Here is a 15157-nt window from a genome sequence, read left to right on the forward strand (position 1 = left end):
GGTCCTTTTCGAGCGGTTTGCTTCTTCATCCGGAGCTGATTGTTTTCCGCACCATTTGTCCGGTTAATTTTCCGGGGGAATCCTGGGCGGAAGGTGTTTCATGGGCGGCATCTTCTTCATGTCAATTTCTTGAACCTTTCCTTCGCCGGTTTCCGTATCCCCGACAACCCGGTACACCCTGGCCGCATCAAGGTCCTGAAGTGTAATAATGAAGCTTTCCGGTGTGACGGTTAGGGAAAATGTGGCCAGATCCCTGCCGGCCAAATGCCCATTCAGGGAAATAATATTGTGCTTCGGTCTTGCATCGGAGTCCACCTTAACCTGAAATTTCTGGCCACTGAAAAAAGACAACTCCAGGGACCGCCCGCGGAAGGATTGGGACGGCACCCCTCTTTTTCCGGCAGGCTTTGACCGCGGAAGGAATTTTTCTGCGGAAAAGGATACTGCCCCTTGTCTGTTTAAATACGCCTCGGCAGGCCGGCCTCCGTTATCATTAACCGTATTGTTTGATTGAATGGCTGAAGGCCGCAATACGTCAATGCTGTCAATTTCTGCGAAAACGCTGGCAGAAACCAACAAACCGCAGGTAAAAAATATAAGAAAAGCGCTTCGTTTTAAATTTTGCATCACTGACAGTCTCGTATAAAGTCAATTTTGGGATGGCAAAGCAAAAAGTCAAAATCGCGGCGCGCAAATCCCGAGGAATGCAGCGTACTTAATCGTACGTGAAATTCCGAGGGATGCAGCGCAACAAAGATATTGGACTTTTTGCGAAGCCATCACTTTTTCAAAAAGCGGAATTCAAGATATCACCCACCCAGAAGAAGATTTAATATCGCGCCTATGGGAGGACCGCCAAAATAACTGGGCTGGGTTTCTGCATAAGCCAGTTCTTCAGACCGGGCAGCGAAGCCTGAAATGCCGTTTTGGGTGACAGTTCGTATTTCCAGGTAAAACGCTGTACCCAGAGCGACCCCCTCCGGAACATCCAGCCAGACTTCTTCGGCCCGACCGACAGAAATCCATGGACCGCTGGCCCAACTGAGGGTATCGGCGGATCGCCAGATTTGACGAACCTCATAGCAGAGAAGATCCGATGAATCCATTTCTGTCGATGTTTCCCAGGAAATGTACGAAGAACCCTTGTCCCATTTTCCCGGTAATGTTTCTACCAAGGCCGGGGCTTCCGGCATGGAAGCAGCGCTCCATTCCAGGAAGGATTCATTGCCAAACTTATCGAGAAGCCGGAAGGAAATCGTCCCCGTGGGTGGAGTACCAGGCAATACAGCCTGCCAGGTTTGCTCGTCTTTTGCCTGGAATTCAGTGGAGGGTTCGCCATTGATCTGGGCCAGGAACGACGCGGTATCCACCCCGGCCGTGTCATGCGCTATAAGTTCGAATCGGGTGGTGTAATGCGCCGGATCAGCTTCGCAGCCCAGGCGGAGGATGGGCCCTTCCCCGTCGATTTGCCCCAGATCCACATTCTGCCAGGTCCTGTCCACAGTCCCGTCAATTTCGACCCAGTCGCCTGTAGAAGCCAGGATCAGAGGCGTATCTGTAGCGGTCGTATCAGCGTAGACGGGTAAATCTCCAAGGTTGCTGGCCACCCGGGTGGAACCATCATAGTAGAAATCAACAAAAGCCAGCTTGTTCGCGTCAGGGGTTGTGTCGTTTAGCTTCAAAACATTTTTTTGAACATTCTGTTTTATGGACTGGGGCGAGGTAATGATGCAATCATACGCTTCTCCTGCGGCGGTTTTAACCCCATATTTAAGAGAAAAGGCAGCGATTCCCGAACCTGGAACAATCATGGACGCACCCGTTTGCACCGCTACCCGTCCGGCCGTTCTTGCCCATTCTTCCGGCGTATTGGGCAGGTTGCCGTATGCCTCACACAATTCTCTGGAGACGCTGGCCAAAGGCGTCGTTCCCTGGATCACGCTTTGGTTGACGAACCCTGTCTTGCCGATCTCGATGATATCCGCAAGACAGGCGTTGGTGTAGACGTCCTGGATTACTTCAACAGTCGAGCCGTTGATAAAGCGCAGTCCAATCTGGGAAATCGTGCCCCATCCGGTGGCGAGGGAAAGTTTCGTTCCGGGCCTTAAAATATCCCCTTTTTGGACTGTACCGCTTCCGCCGATAACCCGTACTGTACCCTCCACCCGTATGACTTCGCAGTAGGCGCCGCTCAATCCCCTTTTGCGGACTGTTTCTTTAAACTCTATGTACAGTTCTCCTCCCGCTGTTACCTCGTTGCTCTTGGTGGTCGATTCTTGCGAAACCTGGTCTGATGTCACATTTGAACTTAAGAAAATTTCAGGATCAGCAAACGCAGCCACCCCGAATATGCCCTCTGCGTCCGTAGTTGCGGTAGTGGGCTCAAAAATGGCATTCACTCCGCTGATTGTCACCGGAATGTCAGCAGCAGGTTGCTCGTTCATGGTGTATTCGGAGTAGGCACTCAAGGGAGCGCCTTCATCACAGTCTTCACCAAAGCTGGTCTCTATGATCTGAAACCAATGGTCAATGGGACCGGCAGGGCGGTCCAAAATATCAAGCATTTCCAGCTCCTTAAAGACCCGATCAATATAGAATTTAACAGGTATTTCAGGCGGAAGGGTGAGCTTGTAGAGCAATCTTCTGTAGCCTGTACTGTAATTGATGGCGGCGGCAAACTCCGCCCAATACCCTGCCCCGCCTTCCATGGCCCCTGTGGAGACATTCAGATGGACGTTCTCCCACGGAATACCAGGGCCTTCTATTCGGATTGGCGTTTCCCCGGTGTAGTATGAAATGTCTTCTTCGGGAATGGATTCTAAGCGAAACTGAAGATGAAGTGTCACGTCACCCGAGGCGGTATTATAGGTGCCCGGTGCCAAGATTATTTCCATATCGGATATGGGGTCCTGAGAAATGGGCAGCTTCATTTTTACCCCCATATCTCCCCGATGAATGACTTCGTCAACAGTATCAAGAACAAGCATGGAACTGGATTGAGGACACCCGACCTCCAGCACCATTGCTGAAGCTAATGACGGCAAACCCAGGCAGGCGATGAGAAGGAATCCGACGATCAAAAAGGACGAAACGGGGCCTCGAATACATTTGGGGAGGGAATACATGTTTACTGTTACCTCTGGCGCAAATAGTTACAATGTATTTCTTTTATTGAAAACGCATTTCCCAAATACGTTGTAAAACGGTTCTTTTGAGATAGCAAAATATATACGATAAATCAAATGGCATTTTGGCAATAGTGACAAAGTGGGATTTAGGGGGATCTTCATCGTGACACAATACAAATCCCCCCAATCCCCCCTTTTTCAAAGTGGGGATGCGGCATAGCTCACGGTTTACAGTTTAAAAACTTAGTGCCTTAGTGCCTTAGTGCCTTTAAAGTTATTTTTAGCTCGGTCCCGGGCGGCAGCCCGGGGGGAATACTTCTAAGTAACTTGACGGGTTTTAGGTATTAGGTATTAGGTATTAGGTATTAGGTATTAGGCGAATGAAATCAAGAACTTATGGTCGGCACGGTGGCCGACCCTACGATGAATCGGGTTTTTCCCCATTCGTAGGGCGGGCCACCGTGCCCGCCTGAAAAATAGATAGAACAAATTTACCGTGCCTCAGTGCCTTTAAAGTTATTTTTAGCTCGGTCCCGGGCGCACGGCCCGGGAGGGAATACTTCCAAAGATAATATGGAATGGCGGTTACTGAGAGGTTATTTAGGGTCTGAACGAAACTATAAATTTAAATATTTAACACACTAAAGTTAGTGACATTGACGACAGATTGACGTTAAACTCAGATTAAAACAAAAATACTCCTGTACTGTTGGGCATTAGATGACCTGAGAAGCCACGCCAGAGCTGTCCGCGGAGGGCCATCAGATTCCCTGCCCCAGCGACCGACAATGAAGACGGTACGATTACGGACCACAATACCGGCCTTGTATGGCAGAAATGCAGCCATGGGCAAACATGGGATGAAGCAACAAACGAATGCAGCGGAACGCCAGCCGCTTATAACTGGCAGGAGGCCCTGGCTGCCGCTGAGGGTCTAAGACGGGCAAATCATACCGACTGGCGGCTGCCCGACATTAATGAACTCCAGACCCTGATTGATGACGCAACATCCAATCCGGCAATTTTTGACATTTTAGCCGATGATACCATCTCCGGTTATTACTGGTCGTCGACAACCTATCCCGGCGGTCTTGTTTCCTTATTCATCCAGCAGGAACAAAAAAATCCCTGGTAATGCCGCGGTGCCGGGATTGCCAAAAATACAGTCTATGCCGTCGGTGGTCTGCTCGCTCACTACGTCCACAGGGTCGGCAGCAGCCATGGATTCCTTACGGTTGTACCATGCTGACGTACTGTCTGCGTAATTGTAGAATCTCACAAAATAAACAGCCGGTTGCAAATATTTGCTTGGATTCCGGTTGTACCGACCGCAATTGTATGCATTCAAATAGTAATTGCAGGTGTAAGAGCCGGATTCATCATACACATAGACATTTCCGCTCACCGGCCAAACCTGTTTGCCATCCTTGTAATAGGTACTCCTGCCGGTGATGGCCCCGCCCGGCTGAGATTCAATCGTGTGGTTATATTCGGTAATTTGACCGACTGTAACGGATATGGGGGAGACGCTGGCTGAGTCATAGTAATAATATTGGGAATAGGGGGTGACCTGAAAATTATAGCTGCCCGCGGGCAATCCCTGAATCACATATACGCCGCAATTAATGCTTACGGAGCGTTGATAGCCTGTTGAATTCTCCTCAATTGCCACATTCCCGGAAACAAGGGCTGCGCCCGCCGGCGTCTTGACCCACCCCTGGATCGTCCCCCCAAAATCCAGTGTTGCGTTGATGTTTTGTACATCGCTGTCCGTTATGGTGATAGTATTTGCCGTATCCTTATCAGCCTTGTTATTGTACCATTCACTAATGCAGTTTGGCTGCCGGGAATTATAGGCTTCAAAATAAACTTTATAACTTCCTGCACTCACACCGGTAAATTGATAGGCGCCGGTTCCATAATCTGAACTGTCATACTTGACAAAATTTCCGGTTGTCGTGTCGAGAAGCCGAACAGGGCAGTAACTAACCGGCACATCATTGGCGTCATAAACATAGCCGCTGATGGTAAAACCATCGCCCCCGCCTATTTCAGTGGTGAACTGAATGTCTATGCCCGAAGCGTCCGTCCCCGGGGTTACAGAAACCTCGTCGGCCTCGCCTAAGGACTGCTTGTTAATATAATATATAGGCTCATAGATGCCGGCCCTATCACTGGCTCTTAACCGATAATTGCCGCTTGCCAGCCCCTGGGCAGCATAGTGGCCGTTGCTGTCTGGATAAGCGTTTAGGACATAACTGCCGTCTGAATCATAAACCGAGACGTAGCAATTGGCATACCCATTGCCGGCCAGATCCCGAACCGTCCCGGAAATACTGCCGCCCATATCCAGCGTGGCATTAATGCCGGTGCGGTGCTGCCCTTGAGACACGCTCAACTCGCTTGCACCGCAATAATGGGAATCATTGTTATACCACTCCTCCATATAGTTCTGATAATTCGAGAACCTCACTTTGTAAGAACCCGGCGCAAGCCGGGTGATGGTATAGTCTCCCGAGGCATCCGTCCGGGCAGATTCTCGCCTGTCATAATTGTAATAATCATCGGCATCATAGGCATATACCCAAAGGCTTTCAATACCAGCGCCGGATGAAGCGCTTACCTTTCCGGAGATGCTGCCGGCTTCCGCAAGGGCCGCATTGATACCTGAAGTGGTGGCGCCCGCTGTCACGCTGATGGCGTTGCTTTCACAGAAATTGGTTTTATTGTCATACCATTCAACTGAATAAGTACCGGCATAATCATAAAACCGCAATTTATAGGTACCTTCTCTGAGCCAGCCTATGGAATAGGTGCCGTCGGTGCCGGTATAAACCGACATGATCATTTCCTGGTACTTGTTATAACAATAGACCCTGATGCCGCTAAGTGGTATGCCAGAGGCATCGCTCACCAAACCGGTGATCAACCCGCCGAGTTCCAGCTGCGCGTCGATCCCGGAAGTGGTATTGCCGCCGGTTACCCCCACGGGATCGGCGAATTTCATCACTGGCTTGTCATTGTAAAATTCTGAGGCGTGGCTCGGAGAATAGGACTGAAAATAAATTTTATACGTGTCAGGGGCAAGATTTCCGAGGTTATAGTAGCCTAAGGCCTCGTCCGTGAAAGTAGAGCCAACCGATCGACCATTTGAATCGTAAGCCCTTACCTCAGCATTGAACAATTCTGTCCCGCTTGGTCCGGAAACATAACCGGATATGGCCCCATGCTCCATTATTCCTTCAGTTTCGGAACTCAAGGCAGGCGGCTGCAGCTTTGATTCCAGAACCACGGGCATCAAGGGAATAACCGATTGCGTCTCTTGCGTTTCCGGACACAGGTTGGCGGCCTGAATGATTTCACCGCGATACCGGATCTGGTTTTCCACATTCTGGATAAACCTGGCGGCTATTCCCGAATCTGAAACAACACCGTCCATAGAACCGGTATCGCCCGGACCAAACAGGAAATCCGCAAACACGGCTTCGGAAAGAAACCTGCCCGGTTTGGATTCAAGGCCAATGCCGAACAGTATATAATCCTCTGTCATGTCTGCAATGGTAACATCATCGGCAAGCAACTCGTTTGCGACCATGGACACCGGATATCCATCCGCTATGGAGGCCAGATACCAGTCGATAATTTTTGAGTGATCATTATCAGGAGGGGGGCAATTTCCCCAGGTGGAAGATAGGGCGCCAAGAGCGGTGAAACATAAGAAAAATAGTCCTGTCCGGATGATTTTTAATCAGCGAAAAATCCCGATGGCTGTTTTCTTTCAACTGGACGGGGCAAAATCCTCACCCCGTGCAGACAAAAACAAATTAATCCCTGAGAATCGGCAATCTTTTTAAAGTGATATGAGGGTCGCAATGGTGGTAATGGTGGTAATGACAGTAATAAACTAAATATAGAGTATCTTTCTGATATGTCAATATTTATATGCCATAAAGGCCTGTCCGGAAATGTTCAACAGCGATGTCCTTGAATGATTAAAATCACAGATCAAGGTGGCCTGGATTGGCTATAACAGATAGTACGCGCTTGCCTCTGACGCGGGCTTGCCTCTGACGTATGTATCAACGGCTATTATGATGGACGCGCCATTGGTGCGAGGGAAAATGTGGCCAGACTCTTGCCCGCCAAATGCCCATTCAGGGAAATAATGGTGTACTTCGGTCTTGCGTCGGAGTCCACTCTAACCTGAAATTTCTGACAGCTGAAAAAAGACAGCCCCAAAGCCCGCCCGCGGAAGGATCGGGACGGCACCGCTCTTTTTCCGGAGCCTTTGACGCAGAAGGAATTCGTCTGTGAAAAAGGATACTTTTCCTTGTCTGGTTGCATACTCCGCGGCAGACTCGTCTCCGTTATCATTGCTGAAAAACCCGGAGCGAGCTGACCCATCAAAAATAATTGTCGCTTGACACAATATATTGTAATTTGCCTGCGCATTGGAATTCCCGCACTCTGTTTGAGAGTGCTGAGCGGTCCTAAAATTCGCATAGCTGAAGTTTATAGCCGGAATGTGCACTTTTGAAGTCCGCACTATTTTCCTGAAATTCCTGGAAATTATTTGACTTTGAGTTTTGGCCACGGCATTGTAAAAACATAATAAAACCAAATCAATCGTGAGATTGGGACGGAAAGTCACGGGTCTTTTCGGTACTGGTTTTTCCCTTGATTCTGTTCAAAGACAGCCGGGCTGCCAAAATGTAGTGGTCCGGCTTTTTTTTGTGTCAGGGGGCTTGCTCAAATTGATTTCAGGCCCTGCAAACGGTTATTGAACAAGGCCATAATGCGGAAAATGGTAAAAGAAACTATAGGGATACACCAAAAGACATGGAGGGGAATCCAATGAGAAAGAAAGCCATAATCTTAATTTTTTGGATGGGGGTATGCATTTCGTTTGCTGGCCAGGTTTTAGGGGCAACAGAAGAGCCGAGCAAAACGCTTTTCGGCGCTGGCGCAGGAACAAATTTAGAGGGGGATCGGAGCGCCACGTTTATAGGCGCTTATGCCGGCTTCAACAACACCACCGGCAACTACAACACCTTTCTCGGGTACGATGCCGGCTTCTACAACACCGAAGGCTACCGAAACACCTTTCTCGGGAACAATGCCGGCTTCTACAACACCACCGGCTACTCCAACATCTTTCTCGGGGACTCTGCCGGCCTCTTCAACACCGAAGGCTACCAAAACACCTTTCTCGGGAACTATGCCGGCTTCTACAACACCACCGGCTACTCCAACATCTTTCTCGGGTACTCTGCCGGCTACAACAACACCACCGGCTACCAAAACACCTTTCTCGGGTACTATGCCGGCCGCTCCAACACCACCGGCAACTACAACACCTTTCTCGGGTACGATGCCGGCTACAACAACACCACCGGCTACAGCAACACCTTTCTCGGGTACTATGCCGGCCGCTTCAACACCGAAGGCTACCACAACACCTTTCTCGGGAACTATGCGGGCCACAACAACGCTGAAGGCGCCAGAAACATCTTTCTCGGGTACTTTGCCGGCTATAACAACACCACCGGCTACCAAAACACCTTTCTCGGGTACTATGCCGGCCGCTTTAACACCACCGGCTACTACAACACCTTTCTCGGGAACTTTGCCGGCCTCTACAACACCGAAGGCTCTTCCAATATTTTTATTGGCAATCGTGCAGGTTATAACGAGACCGGCTCAAACAAGCTGTATATCGACAACACGGAAACTGCCACCCCCCTGATTTACGGTGAATTCGACAATGACCTGGTCAAGATCCATGGCACCCTGGAAATGGCGGAAGCTGTAACCCCATCCGACGTCCGGATGAAAAAGAACATCCAGCCCCTCAGCGCCTCTTTAGATAAAGTCTCGATACTTGAAGGGGTGTCTTTTGAATGGAAAACAGAAGAGTATTCAGAGCGAGGCTTATCCGATGACAAACAGATCGGACTGATCGCCCAAGACGTGGAAAAGGTTCTGCCTGAACTGGTGAAAACCGGATCAGAGGGCTACAAGTCGGTATCCTATGCCAAGCTAACAGCGGTGTTAGTGGAGGCGGTCAAGGAATTGAATAGCGAGCATATCAAGACCATTGAGGAACTTAAGAGTGAGAACGAAGCGCTTAAATCCAAGCTGGAAGGGCAGATGCAAGAGCAGCAAGCCCAGCTAAAAAAGCAACAGGCAATGCTTGAAGAGATTTTAAAAAACAGGGATTATTCATCATTGTCCAGCAACAGCAGCATCTGTATGGCGGCAGGCGGCGCCCAGTAGATAGCCGTAAGGGTGCTGTCCAGAAAATCCGGCACGCCATCACCATTGGCATCGTGAAATCCTTCCTGCATATCCGAGACGCCATCGTTATCGGTATCACCGGAGCCCTTTACTCTGTGCTCAACGCCGCACCCTGTCACAAAGGATATCGTGCTGGTGCTGCTTTTTTGAAAGGTGCTGTTGTTTTCCCAGGTGCCGCACAAGGTGATCTCACCTGATCCGTCAATGAATACGGCACCTTTATCAAGCGTAAAATGGCGGCAATAATCAATCAAGCCTTGTCCCAGGTTCAGGTTCCCGCCATCTTCAACCGTGAGATCAGTGCAGTTCATTTTAATTGTCTGGCCGTTTAGCTTAATTGTTCCGCCGGAGCCGATAATAATACCGCTTGCCGATACAGGGAGCGCATAGAGAAAGAAAAACAGGAGCGTAATTGATAAAACGAGCTTTTTCATATCTTGCCTCCTGGTTATGGGGTTGGCTTTCAAAGATTGGGTATATTTATATTTGTATCATAACGCCCTGCCAAGTCCAGATTTTTTAATATTACGATTCCGAGATACCTTGCCGATATATTCATCAGCGGAGCCAGCCTGATAAATCAACATTGTAAAAAGGCCCTGTCTGCTATCCAGTTAAAAGGGGAAGCGCAAGATGTGGTGGTGGCCTTAGGAGGGTCAGGGTCCCGGATTACTGTCTTTTCTGTTTGACAGTCCGGAGCGGCGTATAGTCCAGTATAACTGAAGTTTTATAGCCGCATGGTGAAAGATCGTTGAATGACGATTGAAAAAAACATTCTCCACTGATCCGGCTTTCACACATACTATTTTGAAAAAAATCCAGAGCACCATATCTTGTGGCAGCGCAATGCTCTCCGGAAGTGCCGAAAAGCTATTGTATGCTTCAATGGAGTGCTGGGTTTTGAAGATGAACACTGTTGCCTAATGTTGATTTTTATTCACAATTCAAGACCCGGTACCGATGTATTTACTTCGCTTTACGGCGCCTTGGTGACGGCATTGGATTGGAGGGTGACCTGTTCTGTGACGGAAAGAAGTCGACCGGTGACGCTGGCGTCGGTCAATACATTGACCTCTGGCCATGCGAAGATATTGCCGAAAAAGCTCGTCCCCGTCCCGAGGATTGTGGTTCCAGCCGTTCTCCAATAAACATTCTTGGCTTGCGCTCCATTGATAAGGACAATGTCGCCCCCTGGGGCGTCGGTGGTCAGATTGCCGTCGGTGGTGAAAATAAAGACGGAATCAGGGACGCCCTGAGCATCGAGAGTGAGATCGCCGGTCGTGATGGTGACGTTGGATGCTGTTTTATAAACGCCACGGGTCATGGTCAGATTGCCGAGTTCACTGGGGCAGACCTGGGTTGCGGCGTTCGGATTGGGGTCAGCCGCCAGGAAATTATATGCGTTCCCCAGGTCGGTTCTCGACTGATCGAGAAAGGCGATGGTCGAGGCATACCCTGCAGGGATCAGGGCGGGATCTGTATCATCGTGCGCATAGGACAAACCATTGGTCAGTTCATCAAATTCGCCTGGGCTGGCCCCGGGGGTGAATCCCGCGTAATAAGAACGCGCCTGGTCGAAAATACCCAAATCTCCATTGACGATGGCAGAACCGCTCGTGGTGGTGATGGCCTGGGAGGCGAGGATGACGAAACGATCAACTTCACCCAGGGTTGGCGCCAGCGGATTGTTGGGCACTACATTAGGACTTCCTATCACATAAAAGTCATCCCCAAGAACGATAGTAGTCGCAGTGCTTACACTAAATGATGTTAAAATAATGGCAATAACAAGACTTATTCTCAGAAGTATTCTATTCATTTTTTCGTTTCCCCTCTTCCTTTAATTTTAATACTACGTCCAGATTGGTTAAAAAGTGTTTGTTATGTCGAATACATTAAATTTCTGTTCATTTGATCAGCCCATTCGCCTGGTCTTTATGAGATGCAAGCACTGGGGTGGATCGCAGCTTTACGATCCAACGTACAATAACAAATCCGAGGAGGCACACCAGCAGCTGTTCCCAATCCGCACCCGCGAAAGCTTAAATCCGGCCAGGGCAATGCCCATCCGCAGTATCATGCTGATGAAGGACCAAAATGAGGGATTTAAGGAGGAAGAATAAGGCATTGCTTTTCATGATTCAACCATCTCAGAAATCGTCTTATATGTCAAGTTTTAACAGGCGCTTCATTTTGTGGTAGGTGCGAGGGTCGATTTTGAATGGTCGGCAGATTATGTTGGATGAATCGATGATGTCCGAAAAATTGTGAAAATCTATGCCGTTTTCACCGATTTTGAATGCACCGATCCTGCATGCCTCAATTTCTATTATTGCATCCAGGCATCGGAAAACGGGAGTTGAAAACAGGAATCATCATACGTCAACTCCGGAATATGCTCAGATTTTTTTGACCGGCGGATCATGGTTACGGATATCCCAGAGGTCCAGATGCACCAGAATTTTCCGGATGGTGTCCGACTCCTCGATAAAGGCGATGGTCTTCATAGTTCCCTGACACTTCGGGCACTTTAGCGGGTCCACATGATACACCTTCTGAATCAGCCGGAAATAGCTTTTCCGAATGTCGCAGGATGTCAGAACCGGTTCCATCAATGTTGGCAACGCATCATCCGCCCCGGATTTCTTTCTCATGCCCCGGGATTTGTTTGAATAGTAACCATAGTACTGGCACATCTGCTCCCCCCGGTTTGGAATATGGGTGGTCAGTTGCGCCAGCCAGTCCAGCGCGTCAAAGGTTTTGGATGAGTCGTCATTCTTGGACTGATAAATCACCCTAGTCGTCCCGGATTTTGTATCACGGCGCCAACGGGACGACCGGTGCCGCCAAAATCGGTAAAAACTACGCGGATTTCCGGAATTTAGCGGGCACCCTCGATTCCACTGCTACGATCTATCTAACCCCAAAAAACTGCCAACCCATTGCACAATAGTGACTAAAACGACAGTATTCCAAATTTTTTAAGGATGGAGAATATCGATAACATCATGCCCTTTTACAACTCGGTAATCGGCACAATATATAGTGGAAGGGATTACGCCATGGACTTTGATTTAATTTAAATCAAGAATTCATAGCATTGCGCGCATTTTAGGGGTGTTGAAATTCTCAACATGCTTGCCATAATGTTGATCAATAATTTCAATAGGTGAGTGAAGAATGTAAAAAGGACCTGTCAGCTATCCTGTAAAGATGGGGCATACAATATGTGGTAGTGACCTGTGGCGGACCAAGGGCCGGCATTACTGTCTTTTCTGCTTGATAGTGCTCAGCAGGTAGGGGAAGTGTTCATATACCTATTAGCCGTAATGCCAAAAAAATCAGGTTTTCAAAAGAAGAGCCCCGGTTGGGAGCCAGGGCTATATCTTTATTTAGATTAAGAAAACCAATTATTATTTCGGATAGACATAATACGCTATGCCTTCATACTTATATGCAGGCAAATTTTCTATTATATTGTTTTTCTCAGCCTCACTCACTGTATAGAAATGAAAACCTATCGATTTTTTAAAAAATCGATATAAAGGTATCGTGCCATCGGCTCTTTCGGGAAAAGCATAATACGCAATCCCCTCATATTTGAACCTTTCCATCTCTTTCACATTATTCTTTTCATTTTCCGATACCGTATAAAAATGCACTCCTGTTGTCTTTTTGAAAAACCGATAAACGGGTTTCGATATTTCTGACTTATGCCTTGGCACTTTAAATGCCGGGCCCTCATATTTAAAATGTGGTAGCGTTTTAACATGATCTCTTTCTGTTTCACTGGCAGTATAAAAATGCACTCCCTTTAAGGGTTTATAGAAGCGATAGACCGTTCTCTTCGGAAAACAACCACAGTCAATATCATTGCAGTCAATATCGCCGTCACAGTCATTGTCTATTCCATCGTAACAGAGTTCAATGGCTGCTGGATTGACATAGGGATCATTGTCATTGCAGTCTCCCTGACTAACGGTATATCCATCTCCATCATTGTCAGGGCTATCTTCCAAATAAAGAGATTGAATTTCTTGATTTGAAAGGGAGCGATTGTATACTCTCACATCATCTACTTTTCCATCGGTAAAAATCCAACGGAGTGATGGCACATTTGTCTTGTAATTCCCAATAGCTCCATTTGCACTTGAATAACTCAAGCCCGAACCCGTCCCGCTATCAATCATAAATCCAGCCATCTCGGTTCCGTTTACAAATATTTGCATATTCTTATGCGCATTAAATTTTGCAACGATATGGTACCAACGATTGATTCTAATAACTGAATCAAAGGTCTGATAGTTTTGACGATTGGAAGGCGCGGAATATCCCTCCGTATAGCCAATTCCAATTTCTCCGGTTTTATGAATCCCAATAGATAAGCCATAGCGATAACTGCCGCTGTCGTTCTGATCATTTCTGAAAACTGAAGCATTATCATTTATTTGGTCCAATTTTACCCAAAGGCTAATCGTCGCAGGAAATTGAGGTTTTACATTATTGCCAATGTCAATGTAGTCATCAATACCATCTAAATTATAAGCACTGTTTGGATTTCCATGCCTATCAGTTGCTAAAGTAGCACCATTTAAGGTCCCATGATTACCGTTCCCGCTTGCATCATTGGCATTGCCATTAAATGGCCAATAGGCAACAAGCCCAGAAGTGGGAAGATTTGAACAGCCCTCGTCGATTACACCATTACAATTATTGTCTTTCCCGTCGCAAAGCTCAATGGCTCCTGGATTTATATACCGATCATTATCATTGCAATCACCTTCGCTTTCAGTGTAGCCATCGCCGTCATCGTCAAAATCGTTTTCATTATAAAGGGTTCGGATTTCTTGGTTTGAAAGCGAGCGATTATATACTCTCACATCATCTACTTTTCCATCGGTAAAAATCCAACGGAGTGATGGCACATTTGTCTTGTAATTCCCAATAGCTCCATTTGCACTTGAATAACTCAAGCCCGAACCCGTCCCGCTATCAATCATAAATCCAGCCATCTCGGTTCCGTTTACAAATATTTGCATATTCTTATGCGCATTAAATTTTGCAACGATATGGTACCAACGATTGATTCTAATAACTGAATCAAAGGTCTGATAGTTTTGACGATTGGAAGGCGCGGAATATCCCTCCGTATAGCCAATTCCAATTTCTCCGGTTTTATGAATCCCAATAGATAAGCCATAGCGATAACTGCCGCTGTCGTTCTGATCATTTCTGAAAACTGAAGCATTATCATTTATTTGGTCCAATTTTACCCAAAGGCTAATCGTCGCAGGAAATTGAGGTTTTACATTATTGCCAATGTCAATGTAGTCATCAATACCATCTAAATTATAAGCACTGTTTGGATTTCCATGCCTATCAGTTGCTAAAGTAGCACCATTTAAGGTCCCATGATTACCGTTCCCGCTTGCATCATTGGCATTGCCATTAAATGGCCAATAGGCAACTAAACCATTATTTAAGTCAGCATGTGCCAGTCCAACAGATAAAAACAAAAATAAAAAGATAAATACAAATGGTTTGAGACTCCTCATCCTTTTGCCCTCCCATACCTTCCTTGAATGCTAAGTTAAAGTTTAAACAAAACTAACGCTTCCGGGATATGATTATAAAAAGACTTTTTTGGGTAAGATTGATACTATGAGTAGAATAAATGACAGGAGTTTGCATCATCTTTGACTCAAATGTATTTGAGAAAAGTTCAAATAACA

The 15157-nt window shown here is 47.3% G+C and carries 8 protein-coding genes and 1 riboswitch; of the genes, 1 reads left to right on the forward strand and 7 read right to left on the reverse strand.

Annotation, left to right across the window (positions count from 1 at the left end):
- Positions 1–63 precede the first annotated feature (63 nt).
- The 3 genes from U5L07_14565 to U5L07_14575 form a co-directional block, all read right to left on the reverse strand.
- Positions 64–387: a hypothetical protein gene (locus tag U5L07_14565; GenBank protein ID MDZ7832967.1), complete on the reverse strand. Its 324-nt coding sequence runs from the start codon at positions 385–387 to the stop codon at positions 64–66.
- Between the two features lie 422 nt (positions 388–809).
- The gene (locus U5L07_14570; protein MDZ7832968.1) at positions 810–3125 is read right to left on the reverse strand and encodes a hypothetical protein; all 2316 of its coding nucleotides are present in this window, start codon (positions 3123–3125) and stop codon (positions 810–812) included.
- 1102 nt (positions 3126–4227) lie between these two features.
- Positions 4228–6723, reverse strand: a complete 2496-nt coding sequence (locus tag U5L07_14575; GenBank protein MDZ7832969.1) for a carboxypeptidase-like regulatory domain-containing protein — start codon at positions 6721–6723, stop codon at positions 4228–4230.
- A gap of 1011 nt (positions 6724–7734) precedes the next feature.
- A riboswitch (cyclic di-GMP riboswitch) is annotated at positions 7735–7838 on the forward strand.
- A gap of 144 nt (positions 7839–7982) precedes the next feature.
- On the opposite strand from U5L07_14575, the gene U5L07_14580 reads away from it, so the two are divergent.
- Positions 7983–9404 (forward strand): tail fiber domain-containing protein, encoded by a 1422-nt coding sequence (locus tag U5L07_14580; GenBank protein ID MDZ7832970.1) that lies wholly within the window; start codon positions 7983–7985, stop codon positions 9402–9404.
- Here U5L07_14580 and U5L07_14585 read toward each other — a convergent pair.
- The 4 genes from U5L07_14585 to U5L07_14600 all read right to left on the reverse strand — a co-directional run bounded on the left by U5L07_14585 (position 9347) and on the right by U5L07_14600 (position 14980).
- Positions 9347–9859, reverse strand: coding sequence for a hypothetical protein (locus U5L07_14585; protein ID MDZ7832971.1), 513 nt, complete (start codon positions 9857–9859; stop codon positions 9347–9349). The genes U5L07_14580 and U5L07_14585 overlap by 58 nt on opposite strands.
- Positions 9860–10401: 542 nt before the next feature.
- Complete coding sequence (locus U5L07_14590) at positions 10402–11244, reverse strand: ice-binding family protein (GenBank protein ID MDZ7832972.1); 843 nt, start codon at positions 11242–11244, stop codon at positions 10402–10404.
- 580 nt (positions 11245–11824) lie between these two features.
- Positions 11825–12220: a hypothetical protein gene (locus U5L07_14595; GenBank protein MDZ7832973.1), complete on the reverse strand. Its 396-nt coding sequence runs from the start codon at positions 12218–12220 to the stop codon at positions 11825–11827.
- Between the two features lie 618 nt (positions 12221–12838).
- Positions 12839–14980 carry a LamG-like jellyroll fold domain-containing protein gene (locus U5L07_14600; protein ID MDZ7832974.1) on the reverse strand — a complete coding sequence of 714 codons (2142 nt, stop codon included), beginning with the start codon at positions 14978–14980 and terminating at the stop codon, positions 12839–12841.
- Positions 14981–15157: the final 177 nt, after the last annotated feature.

This window comes from Desulfobacterales bacterium (assembly GCA_034520365.1).
Taxonomy (GTDB): domain Bacteria; phylum Desulfobacterota; class Desulfobacteria; order Desulfobacterales; family Desulfosalsimonadaceae; genus M55B175.

Bases quoted from the DNA above. Each gene is read 5' to 3' on its own strand.
- U5L07_14580 (MDZ7832970.1), top strand. From the start codon at position 7,983: ATGAGAAAGAAAGCCATAATCTTAATTTTTTGGATGGGGGTATGCATT.
- U5L07_14590 (MDZ7832972.1), bottom strand. From the start codon at position 11,244: ATGAATAGAATACTTCTGAGAATAAGTCTTGTTATTGCCATTATTTTA.
- U5L07_14570 (MDZ7832968.1), bottom strand. From the start codon at position 3,125: ATGTATTCCCTCCCCAAATGTATTCGAGGCCCCGTTTCGTCCTTTTTG.
- U5L07_14585 (MDZ7832971.1), bottom strand. From the start codon at position 9,859: ATGAAAAAGCTCGTTTTATCAATTACGCTCCTGTTTTTCTTTCTCTAT.
- U5L07_14575 (MDZ7832969.1), bottom strand. From the start codon at position 6,723: ATGGTCGCAAACGAGTTGCTTGCCGATGATGTTACCATTGCAGACATG.
- U5L07_14600 (MDZ7832974.1), bottom strand. From the start codon at position 14,980: ATGAGGAGTCTCAAACCATTTGTATTTATCTTTTTATTTTTGTTTTTA.